General features: G+C 62.5%; 7 protein-coding genes. 4 read left to right on the forward strand and 3 right to left on the reverse strand.

All coding sequences use genetic code 11. The features are described 5' to 3' along the window. Positions 1-90: 90 nt before the first annotated feature. Positions 91-1,254, reverse strand: coding sequence for an isovaleryl-CoA dehydrogenase (locus ACF8E5_RS03310; RefSeq protein WP_196125888.1), 1,164 nt, complete (start codon positions 1,252-1,254; stop codon positions 91-93). 233 nt (positions 1,255-1,487) lie between these two features. On the opposite strand from ACF8E5_RS03310, the gene ACF8E5_RS03315 reads away from it, so the two are divergent. The 4 genes from ACF8E5_RS03315 to glgB all read left to right on the forward strand — a co-directional run bounded on the left by ACF8E5_RS03315 (position 1,488) and on the right by glgB (position 11,235). Next, positions 1,488-3,164, forward strand: coding sequence for an AMP-binding protein (locus ACF8E5_RS03315; protein ID WP_392474904.1), 1,677 nt, complete (start codon positions 1,488-1,490; stop codon positions 3,162-3,164). 454 nt (positions 3,165-3,618) lie between these two features. Beyond that, complete coding sequence (locus tag ACF8E5_RS03320; RefSeq protein WP_392474906.1) at positions 3,619-5,637, forward strand: alpha-1,4-glucan--maltose-1-phosphate maltosyltransferase; 2,019 nt, start codon at positions 3,619-3,621, stop codon at positions 5,635-5,637. 70 nt (positions 5,638-5,707) lie between these two features. Continuing rightward, entirely contained in the window at positions 5,708-9,028 is a 3,321-nt protein-coding gene (gene treS / locus ACF8E5_RS03325; protein ID WP_392474907.1) for a maltose alpha-D-glucosyltransferase, read from the forward strand. After that, positions 9,025-11,235, forward strand: coding sequence for a 1,4-alpha-glucan branching protein GlgB (glgB, locus tag ACF8E5_RS03330; protein ID WP_326384186.1), 2,211 nt, complete (start codon positions 9,025-9,027; stop codon positions 11,233-11,235). The genes treS and glgB overlap by 4 nt, the downstream gene beginning before the upstream one ends. A gap of 213 nt (positions 11,236-11,448) precedes the next feature. On the opposite strand, the gene glgX is transcribed toward glgB, so the two are convergent. Both glgX and ACF8E5_RS03340 read right to left on the reverse strand, forming a co-directional pair. After that, positions 11,449-13,602 carry a glycogen debranching protein GlgX gene (gene glgX, locus ACF8E5_RS03335; RefSeq protein WP_392474908.1) on the reverse strand — a complete coding sequence of 718 codons (2,154 nt, stop codon included), beginning with the start codon at positions 13,600-13,602 and terminating at the stop codon, positions 11,449-11,451. A 127-nt stretch (positions 13,603-13,729) separates the two neighbouring features. Next, positions 13,730-14,023, reverse strand: a complete 294-nt coding sequence (locus ACF8E5_RS03340) for a DUF2934 domain-containing protein (protein ID WP_058605048.1) — start codon at positions 14,021-14,023, stop codon at positions 13,730-13,732. Positions 14,024-14,029 lie beyond the last annotated feature (6 nt).

Here is a 14,029-nt window from a genome sequence, read left to right on the forward strand (position 1 = left end):
CTGGTGCAGCGGCGCGCCCTTGGCGTGGCCGTGCAAGGTTGTCCGGTGTGGCCACGGCGGGCGTATGAGCCGGCCGCAGCGCCAGCGTGTTCAGCGGGTCTCGTTGAACAACTCGCGGCCGATCAGCATCCGGCGGATTTCGCTGGTGCCGGCGCCGATTTCGTACAGCTTGGCATCGCGCAGCAAGCGACCTGCGGGAAATTCGTTGATATACCCGTTGCCGCCAAGAATCTGGATCGCCTCCAGGGCCATCTGCGTGGCGCGCTCGGCGGTGTAGAGGATCACCCCGGCTGCGTCCTTGCGGGTGGTTTCGCCGCGATCGCACGCCTGGGCCACGGCATACAGGTAAGCGCGGCTGGCGTTGAGCTGGGTGTACATATCGGCGACCTTGCCCTGGATCAACTGGAACTCGCCGATGCTCTGCCCGAATTGCTTGCGGTCATGGATGTACGGCACCACCAGGTCCATGCAGCTCTGCATGATGCCGGTAGGGCCGCCGGCGAGCACCACGCGCTCGTAGTCCAGGCCGCTCATCAACACCCGTACGCCGCCATTGAGTTGGCCGAGGATGTTGTCCTCTGGCACGTGCACGTCATCGAAGAACAGCTCGCAGGTGTTCGAGCCACGCATGCCCAGCTTGTCGAACTTGTTGCTGCGGCTAAAGCCTGCCCAATCGCGCTCGACGATGAACGCAGTGATGCCATGGGGGCCTTTTTCCAGATCGGTCTTGGCGTAGATGACGTAGGTGTTGGCGTCGGGCCCGTTGGTGATCCACGTCTTGCTGCCGTTGAGCACGTAGTGGTCGCCGCGTTTGTCGGCGCGCAGTTTCATCGACACCACGTCCGACCCTGCATTGGGTTCGCTCATCGCCAGGGCGCCGACGTGCTCGCCGCTGACCAGCTTGGGCAGGTACTTGGCCTTTTGCGCGGGCGTGCCGTTACGGTTGATCTGGTTGACGCACAAATTGGAGTGGGCGCCGTAGGACAGCGCGACCGAGGCCGAGGCGCGGCTGATTTCTTCCATCGCCACCACGTGCGCCAGATAACCCAAGCCTGCGCCACCGTATTCTTCCGGCACGGTGATGCCGAGCAGGCCCATGTCGCCGAACTTGCGCCACATGTCGGCAGGGAACAGGTTGTCGTGGTCGATCTGCGCGGCGCGGGGGGCGAGCTCGGCGGCGGCGAAGGTGCGCACCTGGTCGCGAAGCATGTCGATGGTCTCGCCCAGGGCGAAGTTCAGGCTGGGGTAATGCATGCGAGGGCACCTTGTTGTTCTTGAAATGGGATCACGCTGCGAGCGGCAAGCTTGCCTGGGCAGGCAGCTGACGCCGAAAGCGTGCTCAACTGCCTATCACCTTTACGTAAACGTAAACCTGCACCTGCTTTTTTGTCAATTTATCCGTCACCTTTACGTAAACGTAAATCTGAGCCAAAGTGATTGGCGCGCGTTTGGCCCCCTACCCAGAACAATCAAAAGAAGGGACGCACATGACCCAACCCAGCTATACCCGCGGTCGCCAGGACCGCCCCTTGCTTACTCAAACGATTGGCCAGGCCTTCGACGCGACCGTGGCGCGCCTGGGCGAGCAGGAAGCCTTGGTGGCTCGGCACCAGCGCCTGCGCTACAGCTGGCGGCAACTGGCGGAGCAGGTCGAGTCGTGTGCCCGGGCGCTGATGGCCCTTGGGATCGAAACCGGTGACCGCGTGGGCATCTGGGCACCCAACTGCGCGCAGTGGTGCATCCTGCAGGTGGCAACTGCCAAGGTGGGCGCCATCCTGGTCAACGTCAATCCGGCTTACCGGGTGGGTGAGCTTGAGTACGTGCTGCGCCAGTCAGGGTGCAGCTGGCTGGTCTGTGCCGACGCGTTCAAGCATTCCGATTACCACGCCATGGTCCATGCCTTGGTGCCGGAGTTGGCGACCGCAACACCCGGTCAGATCAGCAGTGCCGCGCTGCCTGCCTTGCGCGGGGTCGTAAGCCTGGCCAACGACCCGCCTGCTGGCTTCCTGCCGTGGGAGGCACTGGCCACTTGGGGCATGTCCGTAAGCCGCGAAGCGTGCACGGCTCGGCAAAACAGCCTGCATTTCGACCAGCCGGTGAACATCCAGTACACCTCTGGCACCACCGGCGCGCCCAAGGGCGCTACCCTCAGCCACTACAACATTCTGAACAACGGCTTCATGGTTGGCGCAAGCCTGGGCTTGACTGCGCATGACCGCATGGTGATCCCGGTGCCCTTGTATCACTGTTTCGGCATGGTCATGGGCAACCTGGGCTGCATCACCCATGGCACCACCATGATCTACCCAGGCGACGGCTTCGACGCCGAGTTGGCCTTGCGCGCCGTGGCCGAGGAACGCGGCACCATCCTGTACGGCGTGCCCACCATGTTCATCGCCATGCTCGATCATCCGGCCCGCCAGCGTATGGACCTGTCGTCCTTGCGCAGCGGCATCATGGCCGGCGCCACCTGCCCGATCGAGGTCATGCGCAGGGTCATCGACCAGATGCACATGGCCCAGGTGCAGATCGCTTACGGCATGACTGAAACAAGCCCGGTGTCGTTGCAAACCGGCCCGGATGATGACCTGGAGCTGCGCGTCACCACTGTGGGCCGTACCCAGCCGCAACTGGAAAGCAAGATCATCGACCCGCAAGGCGCAACGGTTGCGCGCGGTGAAACCGGGGAGCTTTGCACGCGCGGCTACAGCGTGATGCTGGGTTACTGGGATAACCCCGAGGCCACGGCCAGTGCCATCGACGCGGCCGGATGGATGCACAGCGGTGACCTGGCGGTGATGGACGAGGCGGGCTATGTGCGCATCGTCGGGCGCAACAAGGACATGATCATCCGCGGTGGCGAAAACATCTACCCGCGTGAAATAGAAGAGTTCTTCTATACCCACCCGGCGGTCGCCGATGCCCAGGTCATTGGTATCCCGTGCAGCCGCTACGGCGAGGACATCGTCGCCTGGGTCAAGCTGCATCCAGGTCACCAGGCCACTGCCGAGGAGCTGCAGGCCTGGTGCAAATCCCGTATCGCCCACTACAAGGTGCCCCGCCATATCCGCTTCGTCGATGAATTTCCCATGACGGTGACGGGCAAGGTGCAGAAGTTCAGGATGCGGGAGATCAGCGTGGCTGAACTGGGCAGGGTCGAGTAGAAAGGTCAGCGACACAGGGTGACTTTTGATCGAAACAACGCAGCCGACGCGCCACGGGCAAAATTGACAGTCGTCGACTTCAATCGCCCGCCGTTAGCGTAGTGCCGTTCACCTGGAGCCGCTCAGCGGCCCCAGCGATCTTGAATGAACAGTCTTACGCCTTTATCGGGGGTTCTTGACTGGGTGGGTCACCCACGGTTGGCGGCACGGTCGGCTGAATCGGCAGGTCATCCGGGTCACGCTCAGGCTCTGGGGGCGGGAGGTTGGGATCGTCAATGTTCGGATCGGGCGTTTCCGGGGGCGTTGGGAGCGTCATGGCCATGCCTCTTGCGGTTGAGTGAACCTGTCCTGCAGCGTTCGACCGCTGGTGCTTCGAATCAATTCATTTTTGAACCCAGGCTTGGTCGCCGCGCTCTCAATCCTTACCGCCACCAGTCCCAGGGAGCAAGGCCTGATGTCTTTGAACGAGCCCTTCGAAAGCGTGCCCACGGCAAATGATCATCCGGACCAGGTCATCAGCCTGTCCCAGGCCTTGATGGCACCGCGTATCGCCATAGAGGACACCCAGCCGGTGCTCGACGGCGGCGCCTTTGCCGCCAAGGCCATCAGCAACCAGCCGGTTTCGGTCAGCACCAAGGTATTCACCGACGGCCACGACCGGATGGCTGTGGTGTTGAACTGGTGCCAGGCCGGTAGCCGTCGCATTCATTGCGTGCCCATGACTTCGCCCGGCAATGACCTGTGGCTGGCAGAATTCACCCCCACTGAAATCGGGCCGCATGTGTTCAGCATCGAAGCCTGGATCGACCCCTACGCCACCTACTGCTACGACCTGGAGAAAAAGTTCAATGCCGGCGTCGGCGTAAAGCTTGAACTCGAGGAAGGGCGGTTGCTGCTGGGCAAGGGCATTGAATTGAGCAGCGGCGCCTTGCGCGAGCAATTACAGGCGCTGCAAGCCACGTTGCAGACGCTGCCCGAGGATGAACAAGTGGCCCTGCTGCTGGGCGCCGAGGCATCGCAGATGATGGCCGCCGCCGAGCACCGCAGCTACCTGACCCGCAGCTGCGATTACCCGCTGGATGTGGACCGCCCGGCCGCGCAATTCGCCAGCTGGTATGAGCTGTTCCCCCGTTCGATCACCGATGATCCGCAGCGTCATGGCACCTTCAACGATGTGCACCAGCGCCTGCCGATGATTCGCGACATGGGCTTCGATGTGTTGTATTTCCCGCCCATTCACCCCATTGGCATGCAGCACAGAAAGGGCCGGAACAATTCGTTGCAGGCCCAGCCGGGGGACCCTGGCAGCCCCTACGCCATTGGCAGTGCCGACGGTGGGCACGATGCGATCCACCCCGAACTCGGCACGCGTGAAGATTTCCGTCGCCTGGTATCGGCGGCAGCCCAGCACGGTCTGGAAATCGCCCTGGACTTCGCCATCCAGTGCTCCCAGGACCATCCGTGGCTCCAGGAACATCCAGGCTGGTTCAGCTGGCGCCCGGACGGCACCATCCGCTATGCCGAGAACCCGCCGAAGAAGTACCAGGACATCGTCAACGTCGACTTCTACGCGCCCGATGCCGTGCCTGGGCTGTGGATCGCCCTGCGTGATGTGATCACCGGTTGGGTGGAGGAGGGCGTGAAAACGTTCCGGGTGGACAACCCGCATACCAAACCCCTGCCGTTCTGGCAGTGGCTGATCGCCAATGTGCGCAGTCAATACCCGGACGTGTTGTTCCTGGCCGAGGCGTTCACCAAGCCCGCCATGATGGCCCGCCTGGGCAAGGTCGGCTATGCGCAGAGCTACACCTATTTCACCTGGCGCAACACCAAGCAGGAGCTGAGCGAGTATTTCGAAACGCTCAACCAGCCGCCGTGGAGCCAATGCTACCGGCCGAACTTCTTCGTCAACACGCCAGACATCAACCCGTTCTTCCTCCAGCAAAATGGCCGGGCCGGCTTCCTCATCCGGGCCGCACTGGCGACCATGGGGTCGAGCTTGTGGGGCATGTACTCGGGCTTCGAGCTGTGCGAAGCGGCAGGGCTGCCGGGCAAGGAAGAATACCTGGACTCGGAGAAGTACGAGATCCGCCCGCGAGACTTTACCCAACCGGGCAACATCATCGCCGAGATCGCCCAGCTCAACCGTATCCGCCGGCAGAACCCGGCCCTGCAGAGCCACCTGGGCCTGACGCTGCTCAACTGCTGGAATGACAACATCCTGTATTTCGCAAAGCGCACCCCCGCCCGTGACAATTACATTCTCATCGCCGTGAGCCTGGACCCGCACAACGCCCAGGAGGCCCATTTCGAACTGCCGTTGTGGGAGCTTGGCCTTGATGACGGTGCCGAAACCCACGGGGAGGACCTGATGAATGGTCATCGCTGGTCGTGGTACGGCAAGACCCAGTTCATGCGCATCGAGCCTTGGCATCAGCCATTCGGTATCTGGCGAATCAGCAAAGTCAGCTGAGCGTGTCAGAGAGCGGGCGCGCCCGCTCTCTGACGGGTTTTTACCGATCAAGCATTCAGAGGAATGGTACATGGCCAAGCGTACCCGCCCGGCAGCCTTCATTGACGACCCGCTGTGGTACAAGGATGCGGTGATCTACCAGTTGCACATCAAGTCCTTCTTCGATGCCAACAACGACGGTATCGGTGACTTTGCCGGGTTGATCAGCAAGCTCGACTACATCGCTGAGCTGGGCGTAAACACCTTATGGCTGCTTCCGTTCTACCCCTCGCCCCGGCGCGACGACGGCTACGACATCGCCGAATACAAGGCGGTGCATCCGGACTATGGCACCTTGGCCGACGCCCGCCGCTTCATTGCCGAGGCGCACAAGCGCGGGCTGCGGGTGATCACCGAGTTGGTCATCAACCACACCAGCGACCAGCACCCGTGGTTTCAACGTGCCCGCCATGCCAAACGTGGCAGCAAGGCCCGTGACTTCTATGTGTGGTCCGATGACGACCACAAATACGACGGCACCCGCATCATCTTCCTCGATACCGAGAAATCCAACTGGACCTGGGACCCGGTGGCAGGCCAGTACTTCTGGCACCGGTTCTATTCCCATCAGCCGGACTTGAACTTCGACAATCCGCAGGTGCTCAAGGCTGTGATCGGCGTGATGCGTTTCTGGCTGGACCTGGGCGTCGATGGCTTGCGGCTCGACGCCATCCCGTACCTGATCGAGCGCGACGGCACCAACAACGAAAACCTGCCCGAAACCCATGGTGTGCTCAAGGCGATCCGGGCCGAGATCGATGCCAATTACCCTGACCGCATGCTGCTCGCCGAGGCCAACCAATGGCCGGAGGACACCCGCCCTTACTTCGGCGAAGGCGACGGGGACGAATGCCACATGGCGTTCCATTTTCCTCTGATGCCTCGCATGTATATGGCGCTTGCGATGGAAGATCGCTTTCCCATCACCGACATCCTGCGCCAGACCCCGGAGATTCCGGCCAACTGCCAGTGGGCCATCTTTCTGCGCAACCACGATGAGCTGACCCTGGAGATGGTCACCGACCGTGAGCGCGACTACCTCTGGAACTACTACGCCGAAGACCGCCGCGCCCGGATCAACCTCGGCATCCGCCGCCGCCTGGCGCCGCTGCTGCAGCGCGACCGGCGCAGGATCGAGCTGCTCACCAGCCTGCTGCTGTCCATGCCAGGTACACCGACGCTGTACTACGGCGATGAGCTGGGCATGGGTGACAACATCTACCTGGGTGATCGCGACGGTGTGCGTACGCCCATGCAGTGGTCGCCTGACCGCAACGGCGGCTTCTCCCGCGCCGACCCACAGCGGCTGGTGCTGCCACCGATCATGGACCCGCTCTACGGCTATCAGACGGTCAACGTCGAAGCGCAGAGCCACGATCCCCATTCACTGCTCAACTGGACCCGTCGCCTGCTCGCCGTGCGCAAGCAGCAGAAAGCCTTCGGCCGCGGCACGCTGCGCACCCTGACACCCAGCAACCGACGCATCCTTGCCTACATCCGGGAGTTCACCGATGCCGATGGCCACACCGAGGTCATTCTCTGTGTCGCCAACGTGTCCCGCGCAGCCCAGGCTGCGGAACTGGACTTGTCCCAATACGCCGACAAGGTCCCCGTGGAAATGATCGGGGGCAGCGCCTTCCCGCCCATCGGGCAGCTGCCGTTCCTGCTGACCTTGCCGCCTTATGGCTTTTACTGGTTCGTGCTGGCTGCCCACGATCGCATGCCCAGCTGGCATAACCAGCCTACCGAGGGGTTACCGGAATTGACTACATTAGTGCTACGCAAACGTCTGGAAGAGCTGCTCGAGTCGCCTTCACGCGACGCCCTGCAGTCCACCATCCTGCCCCAGTACCTGCCCAAGCGGCGTTGGTTCGCGGGCAAGGAAGGGCCTATTGATCAGGTCGACCTGAGCTATGGCGTGCGCATGACCACGGCCGGCACGCCCGTGCTGCTCAGTGAAATCGAGGTGATCAGCGACGGGGTGACAAGCCGCTACCAGCTGCCGTTCGGCCTGCTGCCCGAGGAGCAGATCAGTACGGCATTGCCGCAGCAGTTGGCCTTGTCGCGCGTGCGACGGGCCAATGAAGTGGGCCTGATCACCGATGCCTTTGTGCTTGAGCCGTTCGTTCGCGCGGTGCTCAAGGCCTGTCAGGAAGGCCTGCGCTTGTCCTGTGGGAATGATCAGGGCGAGCTGCATTTCAACCACACCGAACAGTTGGCTGGCCTGGCACTGGGTGATGACAGCCCGGTGCGCTACTTGAGCGCCGAGCAGTCCAACAGTTCGGTAGTGGTGGGCGATTCGGTGGTGCTCAAGTTGATCCGGCGGGTCAACGCAGGCATCCATCCAGAGCTTGAAATGAGTGCTTATCTCACCGCAGCCGGCTTTGCCAACATCTCGCCGTTGCTGGCCTGGGTCAGTCGCGAGGATGCCCATGGCGCACCGCACCTGTTGATGATCGCCCAAGGCTATCTGAGTAATCAGGGCGATGCCTGGGCCTGGTCCCAGAACACCCTGGAGCGCGCCATTCGCGACCAGATGCAGCCCTCCAGCAACGAAGGTGAACCGCACACCGACGCGGTCAACGAGCTGCGCGACTTCGCTTCCCTGCTCGGCCAGCGCCTGGGCGAGATGCACCTGATGCTCGCGGCACCTACCGATGACGAGGCTTTCGCGCCTTATCCGAGCACTGCCGAAGACAGCGAGCGGTGGAGTGCACAGATCAGCACAGAGCTGACCCATGCGCTGGATCTGTTGACGCAGCACCGTGACAAGCTCGACGCGGAAAGTCAGGCATTGGTCGATGACTTGCAGCAGCAGCGCGACGGGCTCGCCCAGCGCGTGGCCGAACTGGCACAGCAGGCGCAGGGCGGCCTGTTGATGCGTGTGCATGGCGACCTTCACCTGGGCCAGGTGCTGGTGGTGCAAGGCGATGCCTACCTGATCGACTTCGAGGGGGAACCGTCCAGGCCACTGGAAGAGCGCCGGGCCAAGCACAGCCCGTACAAAGATGTCAGCGGTGTGTTGCGCTCTTTCGACTATGCTGCTGCGATGATCCTGCGCAGCGCCTCCACCGTGGACCTTTCCGAGCCGGCGCGACAAGCTCGGCAGCGGGTGGCCCGACAGTACCTTCACCAGTCCCGGCATGCATTCATCGAGGCTTATGGCCTGGCCACCGCGGCCATGCCCCACGCCTGGGAACACGCCGAAGGCGAGCGTGCGGCACTTGAGCTGTTCTGCCTGGAAAAAGCGGCATACGAAATAACTTATGAAGCCGAAAACCGTCCAAGCTGGCTGGCCGTGCCTTTGCATGGCCTGCATGGACTGATCAGTACCTGGGGAGAGTCAGAATGAACGTTTCAACGCGTGAAAACGGCGGTCTTGGCCAACGGGACCTGGATGCCCTGGCGCGCGCCGAGCACGCCGATCCTTTTGCGGTGCTGGGGCCTCACACCGATCCTGCAGGGGGCGTGACCATCCGTGCCTACTTGCCCAATGCACTGGGCGCCCGCGTGCTGGCGCGCGACGACCAGCGCGTACTGGCTGACATGCAGCCCGGCGCGATACCTGGCCTGTTCACCGCGCGCCTGAACGAGGCGCTTCCCTATCAGTTGCACATCAACTGGGCTGGCGGCGAGCAAGTCACGGAAGACCCCTACAGCTTCGGCCCGCAGCTTGGCGACATCGACCTGCACCTGTTCGCCGAGGGCAATCACCGGGACCTGGCAGGGCGTTTTGGTGCCCAGCCGGCACAAGTCGACGGGGTGGACGGGGTGTGCTTCTCGGTATGGGCACCCAATGCGCGCCGGGTATCGGTCGTGGGCGAGTTCAACAACTGGGACGGTCGTCGGCACCCGATGCGCCTGCGCCACGGTGCCGGGGTCTGGGAGCTGTTCATTCCACGCCTGGGCGTGGGTGAGACCTACAAGTTCGAGGTGCTGGGCAAGGATGGGATCCTGCCGCTCAAAGCCGACCCCTTGGCCCGTGCCACCGAATTGCCGCCCAGCACCGCTTCCAAGGTGGCCGGTGCGCTAGCCCATGAATGGCGCGACCAGCAGTGGATGGACGAGCGCGCCCAGCGCCACGCCTACGGCGCGCCCTTGTCGATCTACGAACTGCACCCCGGGTCCTGGCGCTGCGAGCTGGACGAAGCTGGGGAGGTGGGGCGTTTCTACAATTGGCGTGAGTTGGCCGAGCGCTTGGTGCCCTACGTGCAGGAGCTGGGTTTCACCCATATCGAGCTGCTGCCGATCATGGAGCACCCCTTTGGCGGCTCGTGGGGCTACCAGCCCCTGTCGATGTTCGCCCCGACGTCGCGCTATGGCACGGCAGAGGACTTCGCCGCCTTCATCGACGCCTGCCACCAGGCACGCATCGGCGTGATCCTGGACTGGGTGCCGGCGCATTTTCCCACGGACGAACATGGTCTGGCGCGCTTCGACGGCACGGCCCTCTACGAATACGACAACCCGTTCGAAGGCTATCACCAGGACTGGAACACGCTGATCTACAACCTCGGCCGTAACGAGGTGCGGGGCTTCATGATGGCTTCGGCGCTTCACTGGCTCAAACACTTCCACATCGACGGGCTGCGGGTAGATGCCGTGGCGTCGATGCTGTACCGCGACTACTCGCGCAAGGCCGGTGAATGGGTGCCCAACCGCCATGGCGGGCGTGAGAACCTCGAGGCCATCGACTTCATCCGCCACCTCAACGGCGTGGCGGCGCATGAAGCGCCGGGTGCCTTGATCATTGCCGAGGAATCGACGGCCTGGCCTGGCGTGAGCAAGCCAACCGAAGAGGGCGGCCTGGGTTTCCACTACAAGTGGAACATGGGCTGGATGCATGACTCGCTCAGCTACATCCAGAACGACCCTGTGCACCGTGCTCATCACCATAACGAGATGAGCTTCAGCCTGGTATACGCCTACTCCGAGCACTTCATCCTGCCGATCTCCCACGACGAGGTGGTACACGGCAAGCGCTCGCTGATCGACAAGATGCCGGGCGATCGCTGGCAGAAGTTCGCCAACCTGCGTGCCTACCTGGCCTTCATGTGGATGCACCCGGGCAAGAAATTGCTGTTCATGGGCTGCGAGTTCGGCCAGTGGCGCGAATGGAACCACGACCACCAGCTGGACTGGTACCTGCTGCAGTATCCGGAGCACCAGGGTGTACAGCGCCTGGTGGGCGACCTGAACCGCCTGTACCGCGATGTGCCTGCCCTGCATGAGCAGGACTGCAAGCCCGAGGGCTTCCAGTGGTTGATCGGGGATGATGCGCAGAACAGCGTATTCGCCTGGCTGCGTTGGAGCAGCGCGGGCGAGCCAGTGCTGGTGGTTGCCAACTTCACGCCCGTGGTGCGTGAGGGCTACCGCATCGGTGTGCCGTTCGGGACGCAATGGCAGGAGCTGCTCAACAGCGATGCCGAAGCCTATGCGGGCTCCAATGTGGGTAACATGGGCACGGTCGCCTCGCAGCAGACCCCCTGCCATGGTCAGCCGTTGTCGCTGGCGCTGAACCTGCCTCCGCTGGCGATACTGGTGCTCAAGCCGGTCTGATCGTCAGCTACCCGCGGGCGTTCTGCCCGCGGTGGCTTTACCGCACTGGCCGGCCGTCATAGTCCGGTTGAAGGTGTAGAGCGTGCCTGCCGCAGGCTCAAGCGGTAACAGTCGAACCACCAGAAAAAACCCGCCGGGCAATCCCTGTCTGAGATGGCCCGGCGGGTCTGTGACGACTACGTCACGCATTGCGCGTGACGTATGCGCTTGCCATCAATCTTCGCTGTGCTGGAGCACCATCAGCGCCACCGAGCGCCCTGTCAGGTCAAACGAGCTGTCGAATGGCAGGTCTTCGGGTTTGCGCAGTTGTGGCCGGTCTGTATCCATCACGCAGCTCCAGTGTTCGCCCTCTGGAACGCTGGGCAGTTTGAACGGCACGGTATCGTGGTGGGCGTTGACGATCAGCAACACGGTGGACTCCGAACCTGGACGGGCAATGCCACTGACCTGCGCACGACCATCGATCAGCATGCCCAGGCAGCGACCGTTGGGGTCTTCCCACTGTTCAACGCTCATCTCGTTGCCATCGGGCGCCAGCCATGTCACGTCCTTGACGCCGATTGCCTCGTTGTAATCGCCCACCAGGAAGCTTGAACGCCGCAGCACCGGATACTTCTGGCGCAGACGGGTCAGGCGCTTGACGAACGCCAGCAGTGCCTGGCCTTCTTCATCCAGATCCCAGTTCACCCAACCGATTTCGCTGTCCTGGCAATAGGCATTGTTGTTGCCGTGCTGGGTACGGCTGAATTCATCGCCGGCCACGATCATCGGCGTGCCCTGGGCTAACAGAAGGGTCGCGAAGAAGTTACGCATCTGGCGCATGCGCAAGGCGTTGATTTCCGCATCTTCGGTCGGGCCTTCGGCGCCGCAGTTCCAGGACAGGTTATTGCTGGTGCCATCCTGGTTGTTCTCGTCGTTGTCCTCGTTGTGCTTCTCGTTGTACGACACCAGGTCGCGCAAGGTGAAGCCGTCGTGGGCAGTGATGAAGTTGACCGACGAATACGGCCTGCGGCCGCGGTTGTTGAACATGTCGCCAGAGCCGGTCATGCGGGCGGCAAAATCGGCCAGTTGGCCCTCGTCGCCCTTCCAGAAAGCGCGCACGGTGTCACGGAAACGGTCGTTCCACTCAGCCCAGCCCGGTGCGAAATTGCCCACTTGGTAGCCACCTGGGCCACAGTCCCATGGCTCGGCAATCAGCTTTACCTGACGCAGCAGCGGGTCCTGGCGGCAGGCTACGAGGAAGCTGTGACGCTCACTGTAGCCGTCGTGGTAGCGACCCAGAATGGTCGCCAGGTCGAAGCGGAAGCCGTCGACATGCATCTCGCCTGCCCAGTAGCGCAGCGAATCGGTCACCAGTTGCAGGACGCACGGATGGCTCAGGTCCAAGGTGTTGCCGGTGCCCGAGTCGTTGATGTAGTAACGCTTCTGGTCGGGCATCAGGCGGTAGTACGACGCATTGTCGATGCCGCGCATGGAGAGCGTGGGGCCCATCTCGTTGCCTTCGGCGGTGTGGTTGTAGACCACATCGAGGATCAGCTCCAGGCCCGCGTCGTGCAGGTGCGCCACCATCTCCTTGAATTCGGCGATCTTGCCGCTGGCCAGGTAGCTTGGGTGCGGTGCAAAGAACGCGATGGTGTTGTAGCCCCAATAGTTGTTCAGGCCCTTGTCGAGCAGGTGCTGGTCATTGACGAATGCATGGATGGGCAGCAGCTCGATGCTGGAGACGCCCAGGTCCTTGATGTGCTTGAGCAGCTCGTCGTTGGCCAGGCCCGCGAAGGTGCCTTGCAGGTTCTCAGGCACGGCCGGGTGGCGCTTGCTGATGCCCTTGGTGTGGGCCTCGTACACGACGGTCTTATCCCAAGGGGTTTGGACACGGTTGTCCCGGCCCCAGGTGAACGCCGGGTCGATGACCTTGCACTTGGGCACGAAGGGGGCGCTGTCGCGCTCGTCGAACGACAGGTCACCGTCTGGGTGGCCAATGGTGTAGCCAAACAGCGCCTCGGACCATTTCAGCTCACCGACCAACTGCTTGGCGTAGGGATCGATCAGCAGTTTGTTGGGGTTGAAGCGGTGGCCGTTTTCAGGCTCGTAAGGGCCATGCACGCGATAGCCGTAGATCAGGCCCGGGTGCGCGTCAGGCAGATAACCGTGATAGATCTCGTCGGTGTATTCAGGCAGCTCGATACGCTCGAGCTCTTTCTCGCCGGTGGCGTCGAATACGCACAGCTCGACCTTGGTGGCGTTCGCCGAGAAGATGGCGAAGTTCACGCCCAGGCCGTCCCAGGTGGCGCCGAGGGGGTAGGGTAAGCCTTCGCGAATGCGCGACGGTGCAACGGAGCGGGTTTTCTTTGCGGTGCGCGGGCTCATGGCAATCCTCGAATGGCCTTGTCTGGAAAATAAGGTTGGGTACTGCAACGGCCTTGTCGTCATCAGGCCTGGCAACCGAGGTGCTCGGTGCCAGTGCGGTGCTGAAGACGGCAGGGCCGTGGATGGTTCAGCTAGCGGTCGGCTTTTTCGGTGCGCGTGGCTTCTTCGAAGCCGCAGGCTTCACCCCTGGCAATGCAGCGACTTTAGGGTCAGCTGGAGGCTTGGGTGCAGCAGCGGCCTTGGGCTTGGCAGGCGCCTTTGGCTTGGCCGGGGCCTTGGCTTTGGCCCCAGGGGCTTTGGCTTCGGCTTCCGCCAATTTGCGGGCCATGTCCCAGTGACGTTCTTCCTCGCCGTGTGGCTTACCTTCCGACTCCCAGATCTGGTAGGCAAACTCGCGTATGCGTTTATCATCGACACTCATATGACG

Origin of the sequence: Pseudomonas sp. WSY_20, from assembly GCF_043104335.1 — a bacterium.
GTDB classification, from domain to species: Bacteria; Pseudomonadota; Gammaproteobacteria; order Pseudomonadales; family Pseudomonadaceae; genus Aquipseudomonas; species Aquipseudomonas parafulva_B.

Coding starts and splice junctions, on each gene's coding strand:
- glgB (WP_326384186.1), top strand. CDS start 9,025: ATGAACGTTTCAACGCGTGAAAACGGCGGTCTTGGCCAACGGGACCTG.
- ACF8E5_RS03340 (WP_058605048.1), bottom strand. CDS start 14,023: ATGAGTGTCGATGATAAACGCATACGCGAGTTTGCCTACCAGATCTGG.
- ACF8E5_RS03315 (WP_392474904.1), top strand. CDS start 1,488: ATGACCCAACCCAGCTATACCCGCGGTCGCCAGGACCGCCCCTTGCTT.
- ACF8E5_RS03310 (WP_196125888.1), bottom strand. CDS start 1,254: ATGCATTACCCCAGCCTGAACTTCGCCCTGGGCGAGACCATCGACATG.
- treS (WP_392474907.1), top strand. CDS start 5,708: ATGGCCAAGCGTACCCGCCCGGCAGCCTTCATTGACGACCCGCTGTGG.
- glgX (WP_392474908.1), bottom strand. CDS start 13,602: ATGAGCCCGCGCACCGCAAAGAAAACCCGCTCCGTTGCACCGTCGCGC.
- ACF8E5_RS03320 (WP_392474906.1), top strand. CDS start 3,619: ATGTCTTTGAACGAGCCCTTCGAAAGCGTGCCCACGGCAAATGATCAT.